General features: G+C 68.7%; 18 protein-coding genes. 2 read left to right on the plus strand and 16 right to left on the minus strand.

Features of this window, described 5'->3' with window-relative positions:
- Positions 1–12: 12 nt before the first annotated feature.
- The 11 genes from bamB to PFX98_RS23635 all read right to left on the minus strand — a co-directional run bounded on the left by bamB (position 13) and on the right by PFX98_RS23635 (position 11,995).
- Complete coding sequence (gene bamB, locus PFX98_RS23585) at positions 13–1,149, minus strand: outer membrane protein assembly factor BamB (RefSeq protein WP_285232914.1); 1,137 nt, start codon at positions 1,147–1,149, stop codon at positions 13–15.
- Positions 1,146–1,817, minus strand: coding sequence for a YfgM family protein (locus PFX98_RS23590; protein WP_285232915.1), 672 nt, complete (start codon positions 1,815–1,817; stop codon positions 1,146–1,148). Before PFX98_RS23590 ends, bamB begins: the two co-directional genes overlap by 4 nt.
- A 54-nt stretch (positions 1,818–1,871) precedes the next feature.
- Positions 1,872–3,182 (minus strand): histidine--tRNA ligase, encoded by a 1,311-nt coding sequence (gene hisS, locus PFX98_RS23595; RefSeq protein WP_285232916.1) that lies wholly within the window; start codon positions 3,180–3,182, stop codon positions 1,872–1,874.
- Positions 3,183–3,184: 2 nt separating this feature from the next.
- Positions 3,185–4,468, minus strand: coding sequence for a flavodoxin-dependent (E)-4-hydroxy-3-methylbut-2-enyl-diphosphate synthase (ispG, locus tag PFX98_RS23600; RefSeq protein WP_285232917.1), 1,284 nt, complete (start codon positions 4,466–4,468; stop codon positions 3,185–3,187).
- 39 nt (positions 4,469–4,507) lie between these two features.
- Entirely contained in the window at positions 4,508–5,464 is a 957-nt protein-coding gene (locus tag PFX98_RS23605; RefSeq protein WP_285232918.1) for a helix-turn-helix domain-containing protein, read from the minus strand.
- A 10-nt stretch (positions 5,465–5,474) separates the two neighbouring features.
- Positions 5,475–6,296, minus strand: a complete 822-nt coding sequence (gene pilW / locus PFX98_RS23610; RefSeq protein ID WP_285232919.1) for a type IV pilus biogenesis/stability protein PilW — start codon at positions 6,294–6,296, stop codon at positions 5,475–5,477.
- A gap of 23 nt (positions 6,297–6,319) precedes the next feature.
- Positions 6,320–7,441, minus strand: a complete 1,122-nt coding sequence (gene rlmN / locus PFX98_RS23615) for a dual-specificity RNA methyltransferase RlmN (RefSeq protein WP_285232920.1) — start codon at positions 7,439–7,441, stop codon at positions 6,320–6,322.
- Positions 7,442–7,505: 64 nt separating this feature from the next.
- Complete coding sequence (gene ndk / locus PFX98_RS23620) at positions 7,506–7,931, minus strand: nucleoside-diphosphate kinase (protein ID WP_285232921.1); 426 nt, start codon at positions 7,929–7,931, stop codon at positions 7,506–7,508.
- A 103-nt stretch (positions 7,932–8,034) separates the two neighbouring features.
- Positions 8,035–10,077, minus strand: a complete 2,043-nt coding sequence (locus PFX98_RS23625; protein WP_285232922.1) for a pseudouridine synthase — start codon at positions 10,075–10,077, stop codon at positions 8,035–8,037.
- Positions 10,074–10,808, minus strand: a complete 735-nt coding sequence (gene scpB / locus PFX98_RS23630) for an SMC-Scp complex subunit ScpB (protein ID WP_285232923.1) — start codon at positions 10,806–10,808, stop codon at positions 10,074–10,076. Before scpB ends, PFX98_RS23625 begins: the two co-directional genes overlap by 4 nt.
- Before the next feature lie 245 nt (positions 10,809–11,053).
- Positions 11,054–11,995 (minus strand): RluA family pseudouridine synthase, encoded by a 942-nt coding sequence (locus PFX98_RS23635; protein ID WP_285232924.1) that lies wholly within the window; start codon positions 11,993–11,995, stop codon positions 11,054–11,056.
- Positions 11,996–12,098: 103 nt separating this feature from the next.
- On the opposite strand from PFX98_RS23635, the gene PFX98_RS23640 reads away from it, so the two are divergent.
- Positions 12,099–12,956 (plus strand): outer membrane protein assembly factor BamD, encoded by an 858-nt coding sequence (locus tag PFX98_RS23640; RefSeq protein WP_285232925.1) that lies wholly within the window; start codon positions 12,099–12,101, stop codon positions 12,954–12,956.
- A 61-nt stretch (positions 12,957–13,017) separates the two neighbouring features.
- On the opposite strand, the gene yoaA is transcribed toward PFX98_RS23640, so the two are convergent.
- Both yoaA and PFX98_RS23650 read right to left on the minus strand, forming a co-directional pair.
- Complete coding sequence (yoaA, locus tag PFX98_RS23645) at positions 13,018–15,030, minus strand: DNA repair helicase YoaA (protein WP_483414194.1); 2,013 nt, start codon at positions 15,028–15,030, stop codon at positions 13,018–13,020.
- Positions 15,031–15,033: 3 nt separating this feature from the next.
- Positions 15,034–15,237, minus strand: coding sequence for a YdcH family protein (locus PFX98_RS23650; RefSeq protein ID WP_285232926.1), 204 nt, complete (start codon positions 15,235–15,237; stop codon positions 15,034–15,036).
- A gap of 50 nt (positions 15,238–15,287) precedes the next feature.
- Between PFX98_RS23650 and PFX98_RS23655 the strand changes: the two genes are divergently transcribed.
- Positions 15,288–16,055 (plus strand): PP2C family protein-serine/threonine phosphatase, encoded by a 768-nt coding sequence (locus PFX98_RS23655; protein ID WP_285232927.1) that lies wholly within the window; start codon positions 15,288–15,290, stop codon positions 16,053–16,055.
- Positions 16,056–16,061: 6 nt separating this feature from the next.
- Here the strand turns inward: PFX98_RS23655 and PFX98_RS23660 are convergent, their stop codons facing one another.
- The 3 genes from PFX98_RS23660 to lpdA form a co-directional block, all read right to left on the minus strand.
- Positions 16,062–16,670 (minus strand): hypothetical protein, encoded by a 609-nt coding sequence (locus PFX98_RS23660; protein WP_285232928.1) that lies wholly within the window; start codon positions 16,668–16,670, stop codon positions 16,062–16,064.
- Complete coding sequence (zapE, locus tag PFX98_RS23665; protein ID WP_285232929.1) at positions 16,667–17,767, minus strand: cell division protein ZapE; 1,101 nt, start codon at positions 17,765–17,767, stop codon at positions 16,667–16,669. The genes PFX98_RS23660 and zapE overlap by 4 nt, the downstream gene beginning before the upstream one ends.
- Before the next feature lie 70 nt (positions 17,768–17,837).
- On the minus strand, positions 17,838–19,259 hold the full coding sequence (gene lpdA / locus PFX98_RS23670) for a dihydrolipoyl dehydrogenase (RefSeq protein WP_285232930.1): 1,422 nt from the start codon (positions 19,257–19,259) through the stop codon (positions 17,838–17,840).
- Positions 19,260–19,264: the final 5 nt, after the last annotated feature.

The following is a 19,264-nucleotide window of genomic DNA, read 5'->3' on the forward strand; positions in this document are numbered from 1 at the left end:
GCCGACGGACGCTCACTCGGGCCGGAAGGCAAACAAGCCGCCGTTGCGCGTGGCCACCAGCAGCGTGGTGCCGGCCAGCACCGGCGCGCCGACGATGGGCGAACCATCGGTGGGCAGGCGCAGCTGGGTCTTGCCGGTCTCGCGCGAGATGAAGTGCAGCTGGCCTTCAAAGTCGCCGAACACGATCGTCGGCCCCTGCACCAGCGGGGCGCTGAGCTTGCGGTTGAGGAACTGCTCGGCCGTCCACTGCACGTCGCCGTTACGGGTGTTCCAGGCGGTGATGCGGTCCGAGGCATCGGCCGCCACCACCAGCTGGGCGTCGCCGCCCACGCCCTGGCTGCCGCCGACATTGCGGCTCCACAGCGTGGTGCCGCGGTCGGCATTGATGCAGGCCACGGCCGACTGGAAGGCGCGCGCGCAAATCAGCTCGCCGGTACGCACCGCGGGCGCGATCAGGTCGGCCAGGCGTTCCACCTCATTGGTGCCGCGCGGATTGGCCACGCTGGCCTCCCATTGCAGCGAGCCCTTGAGCGGGTCCACGCCGGCCATGCGGGCGCCCTGCCCCACCACCAGGGTGTCCTTGTAGCTGGTGATGACACCGGCCTGCGCCAGCGTCAAGGCGTCGCCGGGGCGGCGCAGCTCCCACAGGCGGCGGCCGTCCAGCGCGTCGAAGGCGTGCACCACGCGGTCCACCGTCAGCACGAAGACGCGCTCGCCCGCCACCAGCGGGGCGGTCGTCACCGGGGTCTTGAGCGCCTTGCGCCACAACACCTTGCCGGCATCCAGCAGCACCACCTCGTTGCCACGCGTCACCACCGCGGCGAAGCGGCCATCGCTGCCAACCCCGGCGCTGAGACGCTCGCCCACTTCGGCACGCCACAGCAGCTGGCCGCTGCTGGCCTGCAAGGCCATCACCGCACCGTCGGAACCGGCGACGAAGAATTGCTCGTTGCGCGCCGTGATGGCGAGCGGAAACTGCACGCTGCCCACGCTGCTGGCCCAGACCTGGCGGCCGGCAATCTGCGGCGTGACGGTTTCCAGCGCGGCCGGCTTGGGCGCATTGGAGGAACTGAAGATCGAGCAGCCACCCAGCAGGGCGAGGCTCAACACGGCGGCCAGGGGCGCGGCACGGCGGAATCGAATCATCATTGCGCCACCTTCTTGTCGGCATCGTCGGCCACGGCGACGCCGAGGCTGGCCAGCTTCACCTCCACCAGGCGGCGGTAGTCCAGCGTCTTGTCCAGCGCGGCATAGGCCTTCTGGAACTCGGCCTTGGCGACCTCGGGCTTGCCCTGCAGCAAGGCCAGATCGCCACGGCGGTCCGCCACCAGGGCGGCGAAATCGACCGACTTCACCGCGTCCAGGGTCTTGGCGGCTTCGTCGTACTGCTTGGCGTCCAGCTGCAGACCGGCCAGGCGCAGGCGCGCCAGATCGCGGTATTCATCGGCATTCGCGTTCGCGGCCGTCCATTCCAGGCTGGCACGGGCGTTGTCGGCCTGGCCCTTGTCGGCTTGCAACTTGGCGGCCAGCAGGGCGGCCTGGGCGGCATAGGTGGTGCGCGGGTGGCGGTCCTTCAGGTCGGCGAACACGCGCGTCACCTTGTCCACCTCGCCGGCCTGGGCGGCGCGATCCAGTTCGTCGTACATGGCCGCGGCCTTGACGGCCTGGTCACGCTGCCACCAACCCCAGCCGACCCAGCCGGCATAGGCGGCCAGTGCCAGGGTCAGCACCCAGGTGATGAGATTGCCGTAGCTGTTCCAGAACGCCTTCAGCTGGTCCAGCTGTTCCTGTTCTTCCAGATCGAGATGAGACGCCATGTGGAATCGTTCTATTGCAAGAGAGAGGGAAAGAAAGGGAAAACCGAGCCGCGATTATGCGTTGCGCAGCTCATGCGCCCAGCTCGTCACATCGGCGAGCGGGCGGGTGACTTGCTGGGCCTGGGCATCGCGCAGCGGCTTGATCGCCACCAGGCCCTGGGCCAGCTCGTCCTCGCCGAAGATCAGGGCCACGCGCGCGCCGCTGCCATCGGCCTTCTTGAACTGCGACTTCATGCTGCTCTGGCCGGGGTGCATCACCACCGCCACGCCCTCGGCGCGCAGCGCCTCCAGCGCCACCATCACCTGCGCCAGGCCCTGCGCCGAGGGCACGATGGCATAGGCATCGGGCACCGGCGCGTCCGGCGCCACGCCCACCTCCTCCAGCAGCAACAGCATGCGCTCGAAGCCCATGCCGAAACCGACCGCCGGCGCGGGCTTGCCGCCCAGCTGTTCGATCAGCCCGTCGTAGCGGCCGCCGCCGCACACCGTGCCCTGCGAACCCAGTTTGTCGGTGACCCACTCGAACACGGTGAGGTTGTAATAGTCCAGGCCGCGCACCAGGCGCGGGTTGATGCGGTAGGCCACGCCTGCCGCATCGAGGATGGCGCGCACGCCCATGAAATGCGCCAGCGAGGCCTCGCCCAGGAAGTCCAGCAACTTGGGCGCGGCGTTGGCCATCTCCTGCAGGGCCGGGTTCTTGGTGTCCAGCACGCGCAGCGGGTTGGTGTAGAGGCGGCGCTGGCTGTCCTCGTCGAGCAGCTCCTTGTGCTGTTCCAGATGGGCGATCAGCGCCTCGCGGTGCGCGCGGCGCTCGGCCACCTCGCCCAGGCAGTTCAGCTCGAGCGTGAAATGCTCGCCGTCCACCAGGCCCAGCTCGCGCAGCAGCCGGCTGCCCATCAGGATCACCTCGGCGTCGACATCCGGGCCGGCAAAGCCCAGCGCCTCGACACCCATCTGGTGGAACTGGCGGTAGCGCCCCTTCTGAGGCTTCTCGCGGCGGAACATCGGGCCGAAGTAATAGAGGCGGCGGCCCGAGTCGCGCAGGAAGGAATGCTCGGTCATGGCGCGCACCACGCCCGCCGTCATCTCGGGGCGCAGCGCCAGATGCTCGGCCTGGCCATGCTTGTCCGCCCGGTCCTCGAAGGCGTACATCTCCTTCTCGACGATATCGGTGACCTCGCCGATGCCGCGCACGAACAGCGCGGTCGGCTCGACGATGGGGGTGCGCACATTCTGGTAGCCATAGCGCTGCAGCACGCTGCGCATCTTGGCTTCCAGCCATTCCCAGCGCGCCGATTCCGGCGGCAGGATGTCGTTCATGCCCTTGACGGCCTGCAAGGGCTGCAACTTCTTTTGCTCAGTCATTCTCAAACGGCGACGCCGAAGCGCTTCTCAATGTAGTTCTCGACCAGGGCGTGAAACTCGCTGGCGATGTTCTCGCCGCGCAGGGTCAGGGCCTTCTGGCCATCGATGAAGACGGGAGCGGCGGGCGCCTCGCCGGTGCCGGGCAGGCTGATGCCGATGTCGGCATGCTTGCTCTCGCCCGGGCCGTTGACGATGCAGCCCATCACGGCCACCTTCATGTTCTCGACCCCCGGGTACTTGCTGCGCCAGACCGGCATCTGCTCGCGCAGATAGTCGTCGATCTGCTTGGCCAGCTCCTGGAAGGTGGTGCTGGTGGTGCGGCCGCAACCGGGGCAGGCCGTCACGCTGGGATTGAAGGCGCGCAGCCCCAGCGACTGCAGGATCTCCAGCGCCACCACCACCTCCTGGGTGCGGGCCTCGCCGGGCTGCGGCGTGAGCGAGACGCGGATGGTGTCGCCAATGCCTTCCTGCAGCAGGATGGAGAGCGCCGTGGCCGAGGCCACCGTGCCCTTGGTGCCCATGCCGGCCTCGGTCAGACCCAGGTGCAGGGCGTAGTCGCAGCGCGCGCTCAGCGCACGGTAGACCGAAATCAGGTCCTGCACACCGCTGACCTTGCAGCTGATGATGATGTTGTCGGGGTTCATGCCCAGCTCGCGGGCATAGTCGGCCGAGGACAGCGCCGACTGGATCAGCGCCTGGTACATCACCTGCTGGCCATCCCAGGGCTCGGCACGCTGCGCGTTCTCGTCCATCATCTGGGCCAGCAGTTCCTGGTCCAGGCTGCCCCAGTTGACGCCGATGCGCACCACCTTGTCGTAGCGGACGGCGGCCTCGATCATCTGCGCGAACTGGCGGTCGCGCTTGTCGCCCTTGCCCACATTGCCCGGGTTGATGCGGTATTTGGAGAGGGCCTGGGCCATCTCGGGATACTCGGTCAGCAGGCGATGGCCGTTGTAGTGGAAGTCGCCCACCAGGGGCACATCGATGCCCATGCGGTCCAGCTGGGCGCGGATATGCGGCACCGCCTCGGCGGCCTCGGGCGTGTTGACGGTGATGCGCACCAGCTCCGAGCCCGCCACCGCCAGCTCCTTGATCTGGATGGCGGTGCCGATCACGTCCACCGTGTCGGTATTGGTCATGGACTGCACGCGCACCGGCGCATCGCCACCTATGGTCACCACGCGCGCACCCCAGCGCACGCTGGCCTGGCGGGTCAAACGGCGACCCGGGCGCGCGGCGGCAATGGCCACGGCAGCGGGATTCAGGGTCTTCTGCTCATCACTCATCGTCGGTCGGGCCGCGGGCCCTGCTCTCTTCGTCCAGATTCAGTTCAGCTCGAAGCGCGCCACGTTGTCGCGCGCCTGCGCCAGCAGGTCCACCGGCTTGCCCTTGTAGCTCAGCTCGGTGCCGGCCACGTTGCCAATGCGCAGCTTCAGCGGCAGCTGGCCGCCCAGCTCGGCCTGTTCACCGGCGCGCAACACGCGCGACAGCAAGACCTGACCCTTGGCATCCACCACCTCGACCCAGGAGTCGGCACGGGTGTGGATGTGCAGGGGCGTGGCGGCAGCGGCAGCCGCATCGGCCACCATCACCGGAGCCGGCACGGCCTGCGCCAGCGGCGCGGGGGCGGCGCCCTGCTCCGCGGGCACCGAAGCGTTCGGCACCGCCAGTGGCTGTGCGGCCTCTTGCAGCACCGGCGCCGGCGCCGGCTCGGGCTGGCCGGGCAGGCTGGCCGCGGGGCCGGCCGTGGGGCTGGTCGCGCCGTTGGCTGCGGTGTTCGTCGTCGTGCTCGATACCGCGGTTTCGGCCCGCTCGGTCAGCGCCGTCAGCCAGGCACCGGGCACCAGGTAGACCAGGGCCGCCGCCAACAGCAGCCCGACCGTACCCAGCACCACCGGCCGCTTGAGCAGGTCCAGCGACAGGCCCTCCTCGCGCACCGAGCGGTCGCGGAAGGGCTGATTCAGGCCGCGCGTGACGCGCTCGAGCCCCGGCTCGTTGCCCTTGGGCAGCAGGGCCAGCACGGGCGCCGCATCCGTCTTGAGCGCACGGCACATCGCCGTGGCCAGGGCGCGGGCAAAGGTCGCGTCGGGCAGGTCCTGGAGGCGATCCGCTTCCAGCGCCTCCAGCTTGGCCTGCGGCACCTTGAGCATCGCGGCCAGCGCGGCGATGTGCAGCCCGCGGGCACGGCGCGCGGCCTGCAGGGCGGTGCCCGCGGTGAGCGGCGCGTTGGGCACGGCAGGGGCAGACACCGGCGGAGCCTCGTCGGTCACCATGGAAGTCATGCGACGTCCCTCATTCATCGTATCGACCGCTGTTCAGGGCCGCGACCTCGGCCGACTGCGGATAGCGTCGGCGCAGTTGCTGGCCCAGATCCTCCACGCTCGCGGTATTGCCGAGGCGGCGTTCCACGCGCAGCTCCAGCCAGAGGCTGGAGGCGTTGATCTGTTCGGCCTGGGCGTTGACGCGCCGTACATAGAAGCGCGCGCGGTCCAGCTGGCCCAGGCGCAGCAGCACCTCGGCCAGGTTCACCGACACCGCCGGATTGGCGGGCTCGAGCTCGAAGGCCTTGGCGAGGCTGCGTTCGGCATCGTTGAGCTGGCCGGCGCGCGCCTCGCACACGCCGCGCGCCAGCAGGGTGCGGCTCGGGAAACGGTACTGCGGCTGGGCCAGGGCGGCCTCAAACTGCGCGCTGGCGGCCTGCCAGCGCTCGCGCTGGCACAGGAACCAGCCGTAGTTGTGCGCCGTGTCGGCATCCTTGGGCGCCAGGCTGAGGGCCCTCTTGAAGCCCTCTTCGGCCAGCTCGGGCTCGCCCATGGCGGCAAAGATCAGGCTGCGCAGATTGATGGCCTCGGTCATGCCGGGCTTGGCCTGCAGGGCCAGCTTGACCTCGTCCAGCGCGGTGCTGTACTGGCCGCGCGAGAAATAGCCACCGGCCAGCTCCAGGCGCACGTTGGCGCGCCGGTCGGCATCGGTCTGGTCGCTTTCCGTGCGCGGCTCCTGGCCGTTGTTGCCGGCCACGCCGGCACAGCCGCCCAAGGCGGCCAGTGCGGCCAGGGCCAGGCCCGCCAGCAAGGGCGTGACGCCGGAAGAGATGCGCTGCATCGAAGAGGCCATGTGCTTACCGTCTGAGTGGTGGACTAGGAGGACTTGCCAGCACCATTCTTGACCACAACCGGCGCGCGCACCATGCGTACATGCGCGCGGGTGCGATCCTGCACCTCGCCGGCCAACTGGCCGCAGGCGGCATCGATATCGTCACCGCGCGTCTTGCGCACGGTGGTGACGATGCCGGCCTTGATCAGCACCTCGGCAAAAGCCATCACGCGCTCGCGCGGCGAACGCTTCAGCCCCGAGGCCGGGAAGGGGTTGAAGGGAATCAGGTTGATCTTGCACGAGACATGGCCGCGCAGCAGCTTGACCAGCTCCTGCGCCTGCTCGGGCGTGTCGTTCACACCATCGAGCATGCAGTACTCGAAGGTGATGAAGTCGCGCGGCGCCTTGTCCAGATAGCGGTTGCAGGCGTCCAGCAACTCGGCGATCGGGTATTTCTTGTTGAGCGGCACGAGCTGGTCGCGCAGTGCATCGGTGGGCGCATGCAGCGACACCGCCAGCGCCACCGGGCAATCCTCGCGCAGGCGGTCGATCATCGGCACCACGCCCGAGGTGGAGACGGTGACGCGGCGGCGCGAGAGGCCGTAGCCATGGTCGTCCAGCATCACGCGCAGGGCCGGCACCAGGGCGCCGTAGTTCTGCAGCGGCTCGCCCATGCCCATCATCACCACATTGGAGATGACACGCTCCTGGGTATTCAGGCGCTTGCGCAGGCTGTGCTCGGCATACCAGAGCTGGGCGACGATTTCGGAGGTCTCGAGATTGCGGCTGAACCCCTGGTGGCCGGTGGAGCAGAAGCGGCAGCCCACGGCGCAGCCCGCCTGGCTGGATACGCACAGCGTGCCACGATCGTCCTCGGGAATGAACACCGCCTCGACGGCATTGCCCTGCCCCACATCGAACAGCCACTTGACCGTGCCGTCGGCGGAGAGGTGCTCGGAGATCACCGGCAGCGCCGTGATATGCGCCCGGCCGGCCAGCTTGTCGCGCAGCGACTTGGCCAGATCGGACATCTGCGCAAAGTCAGATGCCCCTTTTTGATGGATCCAGCGAAACAGCTGGGTGGCGCGAAAGCGCTTTTCCCCCAGCTGCTCGCAGTACGCAGCCAAGCCTTCGAGATCGAATCCAAGCAGGTTGACCGCGTCCATGTGTGTGCCCCTTCTCGTCAATGCTGGCCTCTTGAGGCCAGCGCGACAAGAGGCGATTCGCCGATCAGCGGCTGTAAACGTTCATGCCGGGGAAGAAGAATGCAATCTCCACGGCGGCGGTTTCAGCGGCGTCCGAGCCGTGCACGGCGTTGGCGTCGATGCTGTCGGCGAAATCGGCACGGATGGTGCCCTTCTCGGCCTTCTTCGGGTCGGTGGCGCCCATCAGGTCACGGTGCTTCAGGATGGCGTTTTCGCCTTCCAGCGCCTGGATCATGACGGGACCGGAGATCATGAAGTTGACCAGGTCGTTGAAGAAGGGGCGTGCCTTGTGCACGGCGTAGAAGGCCTCGGCCTCGCCACGCGAGAGGTGGGCCATCTTGGCGGCCACGATCTTCAGGCCAGCGCCTTCGAAGCGGCTGTAGATCTGACCGATGACATTCTTGGCCACGGCATCAGGCTTGATGATGGAAAGGGTGCGTTCGATAGCCATGGTTTTTCTCCTGAAATCTGAGGCTTGGCAAAGCCTTGCATTGTACTGTGTGAAGTTGCGGGCCTGATGTCAGCCTGACGCAGGCCCGTCAACGGATGCTTGTTCAGCGATGGCGACCGCCACCGCCCGAGCGACCGCCGCCGCCACCGGAACGGCCGCCACCGCCGCCGCCACCACCACCGCGGCGTCCGCCACGGCCGTGGAAGGCATCGGCGCCGATATAGCCCACCGAGGTCTGCATCGGGTCGGGCTGGCGCGGGCCGTCGCCGGCCTTGCCCGGGCCCTTGCCGCCGCGCGGTTCGCCACCGCCACCACCACGGGGGCCGCTGCCGCCATGGCCGAAGCCCTGCGGGAAGCCGCGCGACTTGCCGGCGAAGCGCCGGTCGAAGGTCTGCTCGAGCGGGTTGACGTTGCGCGGGATGAAGTCGTCGTCCTGGTCGTCGCGGTCGGCACCGCTGTCGCGGTTGTCGACATAGCGCTCCTCGCGCGGTGCGCGCTCCGGGCGCTCCGGCCGGTCAGGCCGATCGCCAGGACGCTCGGGCCGGTCCGGGCGGCTGGGGCGCGGCCCCACGCCGGCATGGCGGCCGTCGGCGCGGCGGTTGTTGTTACCGCGCTGCTGCTTGTCATTGCGATCGTTGCCGCGCTGCGGACCGCGCTCGCCGCGCTCTGCACCACGCTCGCCACGTTCACCGCGCTCACCGCGGTTCTCGCGCACATGGCCCGCCAGGCCGCGGATCACGCGCACATCGTTGTCGTCCAACTCCACCCAGACGCCGCGCTTGAGGCCGCGCGGCAGCACCACGGTGCCGTAGCGGATGCGGATCAGGCGGCTCACCGCCAGGCCCACGGCGTCGAAGAGCTTGCGCACCTCGCGGTTGCGGCCCTCGGTGATGATGACGCGGTACCAGTGGTTGGCACCCTCGCCGCCGCCATCCTCGATGCTCTTGAAACTGGCGGCCTGGCCGTCGATCTCCACGCCGCTGAGCAGCTTGGCGCGCTGCTCGTCGGTCAGCGTGCCCAGCACGCGCACCGCGTACTCGCGCTCCACGCCGAAGCGCGGGTGCATCAGCTGGTTGGCCAGCTCACCCGAGTTGGTGAACAGCAGCAGGCCTTCGGTATTCAGATCCAGGCGTCCCACCGATTGCCACTTGCCCTGGTAGAGCTTGGGCAGGCGGCGGAACACCGTGGGACGACCCTCGGGGTCGTTGTGGGTGACCACCTCGCCGGCGGGCTTGTGATAGGCAATGATGCGCGGCGCCGGCGGCGAGATGCGCACCTTGATCGGCTTGCCGGCCACGCTGACGCGGTCACCGAAGGAGATGCGCTGACCGATGTGAGCGACCTCGTCGTTCACCGTGATCTTGCCCTCGGCAATCATGTCCTCGATGTCGCGGCGCGAGCCGACACCGGCCTGCGCCAGCACCTTCTGCAGCTTGGGCGCATCGGGTTCGGGTGCGAGCACGCGCTTGGTGTCCTGCACCTCTTCCTCGATCTCCTCGACCGGCGCGTTCTCGTCGTACTCGCCGGCCAGCACCTGGGCAAAGCGCTCGCCCACCTCGGCCAGCACCTGCTCGGGGGCCGCCTCGGCCTGGACGCGCGGGGCGTCGGCACGCGGTGCGCCCTCGTCCGCCTCGCCGCCACGGCCGCGGCGATTGCGGCGGCGGTTGCGGCCCTGGCGCTGCTCGCCATCCTGGGCGTCTTGACCTTCCTCACCAGCCCCAGCACCCTCAACGCCCTCGGCGGCCGACTCGGCAGACACCGGCTCGGCCGGCGCCAGGTCCAGCTGCACCGGTGCGGCGACGGCGGGCTGCACCGCCACCTCGGCGGCCGGCGCTTCCGCGGCGGCCGTCTTGCGCGGGGCGCGGCGCTTGGGCGCCTCGGCAGGCGAGGCCTCGGTCACCGGCTCGGCCACCGGCTCAAGCGCCGGAGCGAGGGCCGGCTCGTCGGCCAGTACATCGGCCTTCTTGGCGGCCGTCTTGCGCGGCGCGCGCGGCTTCACCGGCTTGGCTTCGGCCTCGGCGGCCACGGCTGCCACCTCGGCACCCTCAACCGGCTTGGCGCGGGCCGGTGCGCGCTTGCGCTTGGGCGCCTCGGCTGCCTCGGGAACGCCGCCTTCGGGCTTGGGATCGGTGTCGTTGGAATTCATGCGTCGCTTTGCACCTTGTCGGTGGCCTCAGACTCGGGAGCCGGCGGGGCCGGTTCGGATGCGGGCTCATGCCCGGCAGCTAGCTCGGGCACAGGCACGCCTGGGGATTCTTCGGCGGCAGCGGCGACCTGAGGGTCGGCCGCGCCGGGTTCTTGTACTGCCTCTTCGTCCAGCAAGGAGGCCTGCGCCACCTGCGCCAGGGCCTCGGCCTGGTCGCTGCCGGTCAATTCCAGCGCCGGCAGTTGTTCCAGGCTGGCCAGACCGAGGTCATCCAGGAACTGCGTCGTCGTTGCATACAGGGCCGGCCGGCCGGGCGCTTCCCGGTGGCCGATCACTTCAATCCAGCTGCGGTCTTCCAACTGCTTGATGATCTCGGTCGAGACCACCACGCCGCGGATGTCCTCGATGTCGCCACGCGTCACCGGTTGCCGGTAGGCAATGATGGCCAGGGTCTCCATCACGGCCCGCGAGTAACGGCGCGGCTTTTCCGGATTCAGCCGGTCCAGGTACTCGCGCAGCTCGGGTCGGCTCTGGAAACGCCATCCCGAGGCCACCGTCACCAACTCCACGCCACGCCCGTCCCAATCCCGGCACAGCTCGTCCAGCAGCGTGCGCAGACTGTCCGCGCCGATCTCATCGGCAAACAGGACACGCATCTCGCGCAAGGTCAGCGGCTGCTGCGCGCAGATGAGTGCAGTCTCGAGGACGCGTTTTGCATCCTGTGTATTCATCGACTGTTATGCCTGTCCCGACCTTGAGGTCGAGCGTTGTCACGGTCTATCGCCATTTGCGGGGCGTCGGATAGTCAGTGGGGCCGGTCAGGGCCTGCGATGCTGGGGCTGAGCGTGCGCCCTCACGGACGCATGACGACTCGGATACTGCCCGGCTGTTCGGCGCCACCGGGTCACACAGCCCCCGGTGCTGGCGCACGCAGCGTCAACGATGGCGCGATTGTAGCCTTGTTGCGGGCGGACGGTCAGAACTCCGGTGCGGGCAAGCCAGCAAGAGCCCAGGCAGATGCCAAATCCTGTGGCAATTGCGCATCAAAGCGCAGGGCCTCGCCACCGATCGGATGGGCAAAGCTCAGCCGTGCCGCATGCAGGGCCTGGCGCTTCATGCCCAAGGCGGGCGCGCCGCCGTAGAGTGCGTCGGCCACCAGCGGAAAGCCCCGCGAGGCCAGATGCACGCGGATCTGGTGGGTGCGCCCGCTGTGCAGGACGCAATGCAGGGCCGAGATGCCCTCGGACCAACCCAGGCAGAACACGTCGGTGCGCGAGGGCTTGCCGCTGGCCACCACGGCCATCTTCACGCGCGAGACCGGGTCGCGCGCCAGCGGCGCCTCGATCACCAGGCTTCCGGGCACCCGCCCCGCGGCCAGCGCCAGGTACTCCCGATGCACCTCGCGCGCCGCAATCATGCGCGACAGCGCCGTCACCGCCGCCAGCGTCTTGCCCACCACCATCAGGCCCGAGGTGTCCTTGTCCAGGCGATGCACGATGCCGGCACGCGGCAGCGCCGCGGCCGGGGCGTGATGCGCCAGCAGCCCGTTCATGATGGTGCCCGACCAATTGCCGGCGGCCGGGTGCACCACCACGCCCGCGGGCTTGTTGAGCACCAGCACATGCTCGTCCTCGAACACCACCTGCAGGTCCATGGGCTCGGCACGGAAGGCCTTGCTTTCCTCGGTGGGCTGCAGGCTCACCCGCACCTGCTGGCCGGCGCGCAGCTTCTGCGCGGCCGAGGCGGCCTGCACGCCATTCACGCTGACGCAGGCGCGCTCGATCAGGCCCTGCAGATGGTTGCGCGAGAACTCCGGCGCCAGCTGCACGAGGAATTTGTCGAGGCGCTGCAAGTGCCAGCCCTCATCCACCTGCGCGACGCGCGTCTCCACCTCGACGTCGGCCTCAACCGCATCCATTTCGTCCAGGCCTGAGCCTTCATCTACAGGCAAGGCCTGAACCATATAATCGCCGCTCCGTATTCAGCTGAAGGTGGCGCCCATGCGCCAACCTGTGGGGACCATGATCGAAAACTGGGTGAAGAAGCGTCACGCGACGCCGGTGTCTGCTGGCCCCAAGGGACGCCGAAGCGCTGCTCTGCTGGCCGCCGTGCTGGCCCTTGGCCTGGCGGCCTGCTCCTCGTCTCCCAAGGACGATCCCAATTCCCAGGCCAGCCTGGACAAATTGTACGCAGAGGCCAAGGAAGATATTGCCGGCGGCAGCTACGAGCGCGCCATCAAGTCGCTGGAGCGCATCGAAGGCCGTGCCGCTGGCACCCTGATGGCACAGCAGGCCCAGCTCGATCTGGCCTGGGCCTACTACAAGAGCGGCGAGCGCGCCCAGGCCGTCAGCACGCTGGATCGCTTCATCAAGCTCAACCCCTCCAGCCCAGCGATGGACTACGCGCTCTACATGAAGGGCGTGGTCAACTTCAACGAAGACCTGGGCCTGTTCGGCCGCATCGCGCGCCAGGACGTCACCGAGCGCGACCAGCAGGCCTCGCGCGACGCCCTGCAGGCCTTCCGCCAGGTGGTGGACCAATTCCCGGAGTCCCGGTACGCCGAGGATGCGCGGGTGCGCGTGGACTTCATCACCAACAGCCTGGCCGACTACGAAGTGCATGTGGCGCGCTACTACTTCAAGCGCGGCGCCTATGTGGCGGCGGCCAACCGTGCCCAGCAGGCGATGCAGGAATTCCAGTACGCCCCGGCGGTGGAGGAAGCGCTCTACATCCTGACGCAGAGCTACGACAGGCTGGGCCTGGCGCCGCTGCGCGACGATGCCGCGCGCGTGCTCAAGGCCAACTTCCCCAACAGCGCCTATCTGGCGGGCGGCCTGGAGGCGCGCGCCAAGAACAAGGCGTGGTGGCAGTTCTGGTAAGCAGGGCCTGCATGCATGGCCCTTGGGCCGGCAACAAGCGCGTGCGGGTCACGCGCTTTTTTTATGCTTCGTCGCGCTGCTCGGCCAGCTGCCGCAACCAGGCCATCGCCTCGGCCTCCTCGGCCAGCTGGCCCATCGGCGGCAAGGCCGCGCGCAGGCGCCGGCCGTAGTTCATGCCCGCCATGCGCGGGTCGCAGACCACCAGCAGGCCGCGATCGCTCTCGGTGCGTATCAGGCGTCCGCCGCCCTGCTTGAGCGCGATCGCCGCTTCGGCGATGAAGTACTCGGCAAAGGCATTGCGGCCCGCCTGCTCCAGGCGCTGCACGCGCGCCTCCACCAGCGGATCGCTAGGCGGGGGAAAGGGCAGCTTGTCGATCAGCACGCATTGCAGATCGTCGCCCGGCACGTCGATGCCCTCCCAGAAACTCGCCGAGCCCACCAGCACGGCGCGCGGGTCGGCCTGGAACTGCTGCAGCAGCAGGCGCTTGGGCGCCGCCCCCTGCACCAGCACGGCGATGCCGTCGCCGCCCTCCTCGAAGCTCTGGCGCAAGGCATCGCCAATCGTCTGCAGTGCGCGCAAGGTGGTGGTGAGCACGAAGCAGCGCCCGCCCAGCGCACGCGCGCAGCGCGCCGCCAGCGCAGCAACCTCCTGCGCATGATCGGGCTCCGAGGGCTTGGGAAAGCGGCGCGGGATGTAGAGGCGCGCATGCTCGGGGTAATTGAAGGGGCTGCCCACGCGCAGCACGGTGGCGTCGTCCAGGCCCGCCGGCTCGGTGAACCAGCTCAAGCGCTCGTCATCGCCCAGGGTGGCCGAGGTGAAGACCCAGGCCTTGGGGGCCGCCTGCAACTGCTCCTGCATGGCCGCGCGAATGTCCAGCGGCGACTCGACCAGGCGCGCCTGGTGCGTGCTCAGATCGATCCAGCGCACCTCGCCGGGCGCGGGCTCGGCCGAGAACAGGCGCGCCAGTTCGCCGAACTGCTGGGCCCGCTCCTGCAAGCGCTTGAAGTCGGGCGACAGCTCCACCACGCTGGCCAGCGCCTCCAGCACCTCGTCCGCCGCGCAGGCCAGCTCAGCCAGGGCGGAGGCAAAGCCGGGCCGGCCGGCACGGTCCTGCCAACGCAGCTTGAGCAGGCCGCGCACCTCGCGCATCGGCCCGGCGCAGGCCAGGCGCAGCTCGCGCGCGGCGCGCTCCAGCGTGGCCTGCAAGGCCTGCCAGTCCTGCAGGCCACGCGCCTGCGCCAGCCCCAGGCCCAGCAGATCGCGCGCAAAGTCGATCAGCTGCGAGGTGCCCAGATTGGTGCCGAGAAACTGCACGCCGGCCTCGGCCAGCTGGTGCGCCTCGTCGAAGATCGCAATGTCGACGCTGGGCAGCAGCTCGGCGACGCCGGTATCACGCAGCGTCATGTCGGCGAAGAAGAGATGGTGGTTCACCACCACCACGTCGGCCTCCATGGCCTCGCGCCGCGCCTTCACGACAAAGCAGGCACGGAACTCCGGGCACTCGCTGCCCAGGCAGTTGTCGCGCGTGGAGCTGACGATGGGGATCACCGGCGAGCGCTCGTCCAGCCCGTCCAGCTCGGCAAAGTCGCCGCTGCGCGTCTGCTGCGCCCAGCGCTCGATGCGCGCCAGCGCCAGCACGGCACGGCGATCGGGCAGCTCGGCGCTGACGCGCGCATGGTTCATGCGGTGCAGGCACAGATAGCTGCCTCGCCCCTTCAGCAAGGCCATGCGCACCGGCACGCCCAGGGCGTCGCACAGGCGCGGCAGGTCGCGCAGAAAGAGCTGATCCTGCAGGCTCTTGGTGGCGGTGCTGATGAGGGCCCGGCCACCCGAGAGCAGGGCCGGCACCAGATAGGCAAAGGTCTTGCCCACGCCCGTGCCCGCCTCCACCACCAGGGTTTCGCGGCGCGCCACGGCGCGCGCCACCGCCTGCGCCATCGCCAGCTGCGGCGCGCGTGGCGCATAGCCGGGGTCAGATCTTGCCAGCGGGCCGCCGGTATCGAAGGCGGCCGCCACCCATTGCTCCAGTTCGGAGGGGGCAAGTTCGGCGGTGAGTTCGGTGTGTGAGTTCAAGCGCTATGCCGGCTCATCGGGATCGCAGGCGATCTCCAGTCGGGTGATCTGGTCTCGCAAGGCCAGGCGGCGCTTTTTCAGGCGGCGCAATTGCAGCTCGTCCAGCGGCAGGGTCTGCGCCACGGCGTCGATCAGGCCATCCAGATCGGCGTGCTCGATGCGCAATTCAATCAGGCGGCGCGACAGAGAGTGAAGTTCTTCATCCATGGGCCGACCGTGCGACGCTTTGAGCATTGATTCGGGATTATAGTTTTCGGATGAGCCGCACTCCCCCTGGCTTTCGCCTGAACGCTGCGACCGGCATCCACCGCGGTGACCGCCTCTATCAACAAGATCAGGTCGAGATCATCAGCCACGGCCGCAGCAGCGGCTGCCTGCTGGCCGTGCTTGCCGACGGCATGGGCGGCAAGAGCGGTGGCCGCAAGGCCGCCGACCAGGTGGTGCTGACGGCCGAGCAGCTGTTCGAGCGCTTTGTTCCCGAGGAAGAGGATGCCGCCGAGCTGCTGCGCCAGATCGCCTCGGAAGCGCATCTGATGATCAAGCTGACCGCCATCTCGGCCGAGGAAGAGCCGCACAGCACGCTGGCGGCCTACCTGATCTGCCCGGACCGGCGCTGCTACTGGCTGCACACCGGCGACTCGCGCATCTACCATTTCCGCGGCCCGAACATGCTCAAGCGCAGCATGGACCAGTCCTATGTGCAGCGCCTGCTGGACGAGGGGCAGATCACCGAGGCCGAGGCGGCCGTGCACCCGCAGTCCAATCTGCTGACCGGCTGCCTGGGCACCGTCACCGATCCCGTGCCCACCGAGGATTTCATCGAGCGCCTGGAAGTGGGCGACAGCCTGATCTCCTGCAGCGACGGCCTCTGGCACTACTTCAACCCGCGCGAGCTTGGCACCGTGCTGCACAGCCTGCCGCCGCGCGAAGCCGCCGAGCTGCTGATCAGCAAGGCCCGCCAGCGCGCGCGTGGCGGTGGCGACAACCTCTCGCTCGCCATCGTGCGGGTGGAAGCGCTGGGCTGAGGCGGCTCAGCGCCCGGTCGCGCTGGCCGGCATGGGCGGCAGCGCCGCAATCGCCGACGCGGCCGGCACCGGCAAGGGCGCACCCGAGGCCTTTTTCGCGGCGCGCTCGGCCACGCGCTTCTGCACCAGGGCCTGGTGGTCGCGCAGGCGCTGCTGTCTCAGCATGGCCTGCTCGCGCTGCTGTTGCGCCGCCTGCTCGGCCTGCGCATCGCGGGCCTTGAGCTGGCGCGCGTGCGTTTCCGGATTGGCGCGGGTGGGGCGCGGCGCCGAGGCAGGCGCCGAGGCCGGTTCGCTCTGGAAGCCCAACACCGCCTCGGTGCGTTTGCGCCCCTCCTCCGCGGCCGCCTCCTGCTGCTTGAGCAGGACGCGCTCGCGCTGTTCCTGCGCCTGCTGGGCACGCGCGGCCGCGGCCTCGCGCCGCTCGCGCTCCAGCAAGGGCTGCAGGGCCTGCTGGCGCCGCTGGCGCGCCGCGTCGCGGCAGGCCGTCACCGCAAAGCGCTCGGCACAGGCCTTCAGCTCGCTCTGGTATCTGGCCTCGATGGCCTCACGGCCGAGCTCGCCCTGGCTCCAGGCCAGGGACGGCAAGCACAGCAGGGCCAGCAACGTGCGCTTCATGTCAGCGAAGTATCCACCTCGCGCCGCTCCAGCGAGAGGTATTCCTGCGACTGCATTTCCTGCAGGCGCGAGATGGTGCGCGGGAACTCATGCGCCAGCGGACCCTCGGTATAGAGCTGCTCCGGCGGCACGGCGGCCGAGATGATGAGCTTGCAGCGGCGGTCGTAGAGCACGTCCACCAGCCAGGTGAAGCGCCGCGCCTCGCTGGCCAGGCGCGGTGGCATCTCGGGCACATTGGCCAGGATCACGGTGTGGAACTGCGTCGCCAGCTCCAGGTAGTCGTTCTGCGAGCGCGGTCCGCCGCACAGCGTGCGGAAGTCGAACCACACCACGCCGCCGGCGCGCCGCACCGCGCGCAACTCGCGGTGCTCGATGTGCAGCAGCGGATCCTCGTCGCGCGCCTCGGCCAGCGATTCGAAGGCGCGGTTCAGCGCCGCGTCGGCCGACTCGTCGAGCGGGCAGTGGTAAAGCTCCACAAGCTCCAGCGAGCGCCGGCGGTAGTCGGTGCCGTTGTCGACATTGATGACCTCCAGCTTCTCCTTCAGCAGCGCGATCGCGGGCAGGATGCGGTCGCGGTGCAGGCCGTTGGGATAGAGGCCGTCGGGGTGGAAATTGGAGGTGGTGACGATGGAGACGCGGTGCTTGAACATCGAGTCCAGCAGGCGGTGCAGAATCATCGCGTCGGTGACGTCGGCCACGTGGAACTCGTCGAAGCAGATCAGGCGGAAGCGCTTGGCGATGCGCTTGCCCAGCTCCTCCAGCGGATCGGCGATGCCCTTCAGATCCTGCAGTTCGCGGTGCACCTCGCGCATGAACTCGTGGAAGTGCAGGCGGGTCTTGCGCGTCAGCGGCACGGCCTGGAAGAAGCAATCCATCAAGAAGCTCTTGCCCCGCCCCACCCCGCCGTACATATAGACGCCGCGCGGCAGCGGCGGCCGCACCAGCAACTTGGTGACGGCATTGCCGCGGCGCGCCTTGTAGTCGGCCCATTCGTCCTGGCAACGCTGCAGCGCCGCCACCGCGCGCAACTGCGCCGGGTCGGCGCTGTAGCCGCGCTCGCTCAGAGTCTGCTTGTAAAGCTCGGTGACCGAGGTCATTCAGATTCCCAATGAAAAGGGGCGACCCGCGCCGCCCCCTTTTTCTTTCTTCTCTTGCTTCACGCAGGCATCAGAAGTTGAGCGTGCGCTTGTCGATCGCGAGTGCCGCTTCCTTAGTCGCCTCGCTCAGGCTCGGGTGCGCATGGCAGATGCGCGCGATGTCCTCGGCCGAGGCCTTGAACTCCATCGCCACCACAGCTTCCGAGATCAGCTCGGAGGCGAAGGGGCCGATGATGTGCACGCCCAGGATCTCGTCGGTCTTGGCATCAGCCAGGAACTTGACGAAGCCTTGCGTATCGCCCAGCGCGCGCGCACGGCCGTTGGCCAGGAAGGGGAACTGGCCGGCCTTGTAGGCCACGCCGTCCGCCTTCAGCTGCTGCTCGGTGCGGCCCACCCAGGCGATCTCGGGGCTGGTGTAGATGACCCAGGGGATGGTGTTGAAGTTGACGTGGCCATGCTGGCCGGCGATGCGCTCGGCCACCGCCACGCCTTCTTCCTCGGCCTTGTGCGCCAGCATCGGGCCACGCACCACGTCGCCGACCGCCCAGACATTCGGCAGGTTGGTCTTGCACTCGTCGTCCACCACGATGGCGCCGCGCTCGTCCAGCTTCAGGCCCACGGCCTCGGGGTTCAGACCGATGGTGTTGGGCACGCGGCCGATCGAGACGATCAGCTTGTCCACTGCCAGGCTCTGCTCGGCGCCCTTGGCGTCGGTGTAGGCCACCGTCACACCGTCCTTGGCCGTCTTGACCTCGGTGATCTTCACGCCCAGCTCGATCTTCAGGCCCTGCTTCTTGAACAGCTTGGCGGCCTCCTTGGCCACGGACTCGTCGACCGCGCCGAGGAAGGTCGGCAGACCTTCCAGCACGGTGACTTCCGCGCCCAGGCGGCGCCACACCGAACCCATTTCAAGGCCGATCACGCCGGAGCCGATCACGCCTAGCTTCTTGGGCACGGCCGGGATGCGCAGCGCGCCATCGTTGGAGAGGATGTTCTCCTCGTCGAACGGAGCGCCCGGCAATTGACGCGCATTCGAGCCGGTAGCCAGGATCACATGCTTGGCAAGAATCACTTCCTCGCCGGCCTTGACCTCATAGAGGCCATCCTTGGCCGCCACGAAGGAGCCACGGCCGTGGAAGAACGTGACCTTGTTCTTCTTGAACAGGTAGAGGATGCCGTCGTTGTTCTGCTTCACGACGGTGTCCTTGCGGCCGATCATCTTGGCGATGTCGATGCGCACGTTGTCCGCCGCGATGCCGTGGTCGGCAAAGTGGTGGTTGGCGTGCTCGAAATGCTCGCTGGACTGCAGCAGCGCCTTGGAGGGGATGCAGCCGACATTGGTGCAGGTGCCGCCGGGTGCCGGACCGCCCTTGTCGTTCTTCCACTCGTCGATGCAGGCCGCATTGAAGCCCAGCTGGGCGGCGCGGATGGCGGCGATGTAGCCGCCGGGGCCGCCGCCGATGACGACGACGTCGAATTGCTTGGTGCTCATGTCTG

This window comes from Paucibacter sediminis, assembly GCF_030254645.1.
In the GTDB taxonomy this organism is placed as follows: domain Bacteria; phylum Pseudomonadota; class Gammaproteobacteria; order Burkholderiales; family Burkholderiaceae_C; genus Paucibacter_B; species Paucibacter_B sediminis.

Excerpts from the sequence above, each read along its gene's own strand:
- bamB (WP_285232914.1), bottom strand. The coding sequence starts at position 1,149 with ATGATGATTCGATTCCGCCGTGCCGCGCCCCTGGCCGCCGTGTTGAGC.
- PFX98_RS23590 (WP_285232915.1), bottom strand. The coding sequence starts at position 1,817 with ATGGCGTCTCATCTCGATCTGGAAGAACAGGAACAGCTGGACCAGCTG.
- hisS (WP_285232916.1), bottom strand. The coding sequence starts at position 3,182 with ATGACTGAGCAAAAGAAGTTGCAGCCCTTGCAGGCCGTCAAGGGCATG.
- ispG (WP_285232917.1), bottom strand. The coding sequence starts at position 4,468 with ATGAGTGATGAGCAGAAGACCCTGAATCCCGCTGCCGTGGCCATTGCC.
- PFX98_RS23605 (WP_285232918.1), bottom strand. The coding sequence starts at position 5,464 with ATGACTTCCATGGTGACCGACGAGGCTCCGCCGGTGTCTGCCCCTGCC.
- pilW (WP_285232919.1), bottom strand. The coding sequence starts at position 6,296 with ATGGCCTCTTCGATGCAGCGCATCTCTTCCGGCGTCACGCCCTTGCTG.
- rlmN (WP_285232920.1), bottom strand. The coding sequence starts at position 7,441 with ATGGACGCGGTCAACCTGCTTGGATTCGATCTCGAAGGCTTGGCTGCG.
- ndk (WP_285232921.1), bottom strand. The coding sequence starts at position 7,931 with ATGGCTATCGAACGCACCCTTTCCATCATCAAGCCTGATGCCGTGGCC.
- PFX98_RS23625 (WP_285232922.1), bottom strand. The coding sequence starts at position 10,077 with ATGAATTCCAACGACACCGATCCCAAGCCCGAAGGCGGCGTTCCCGAG.
- scpB (WP_285232923.1), bottom strand. The coding sequence starts at position 10,808 with ATGAATACACAGGATGCAAAACGCGTCCTCGAGACTGCACTCATCTGC.
- PFX98_RS23635 (WP_285232924.1), bottom strand. The coding sequence starts at position 11,995 with ATGGATGCGGTTGAGGCCGACGTCGAGGTGGAGACGCGCGTCGCGCAG.
- PFX98_RS23640 (WP_285232925.1), top strand. The coding sequence starts at position 12,099 with ATGATCGAAAACTGGGTGAAGAAGCGTCACGCGACGCCGGTGTCTGCT.
- PFX98_RS23650 (WP_285232926.1), bottom strand. The coding sequence starts at position 15,237 with ATGGATGAAGAACTTCACTCTCTGTCGCGCCGCCTGATTGAATTGCGC.
- PFX98_RS23655 (WP_285232927.1), top strand. The coding sequence starts at position 15,288 with ATGAGCCGCACTCCCCCTGGCTTTCGCCTGAACGCTGCGACCGGCATC.
- PFX98_RS23660 (WP_285232928.1), bottom strand. The coding sequence starts at position 16,670 with ATGAAGCGCACGTTGCTGGCCCTGCTGTGCTTGCCGTCCCTGGCCTGG.
- zapE (WP_285232929.1), bottom strand. The coding sequence starts at position 17,767 with ATGACCTCGGTCACCGAGCTTTACAAGCAGACTCTGAGCGAGCGCGGC.
- lpdA (WP_285232930.1), bottom strand. The coding sequence starts at position 19,259 with ATGAGCACCAAGCAATTCGACGTCGTCGTCATCGGCGGCGGCCCCGGC.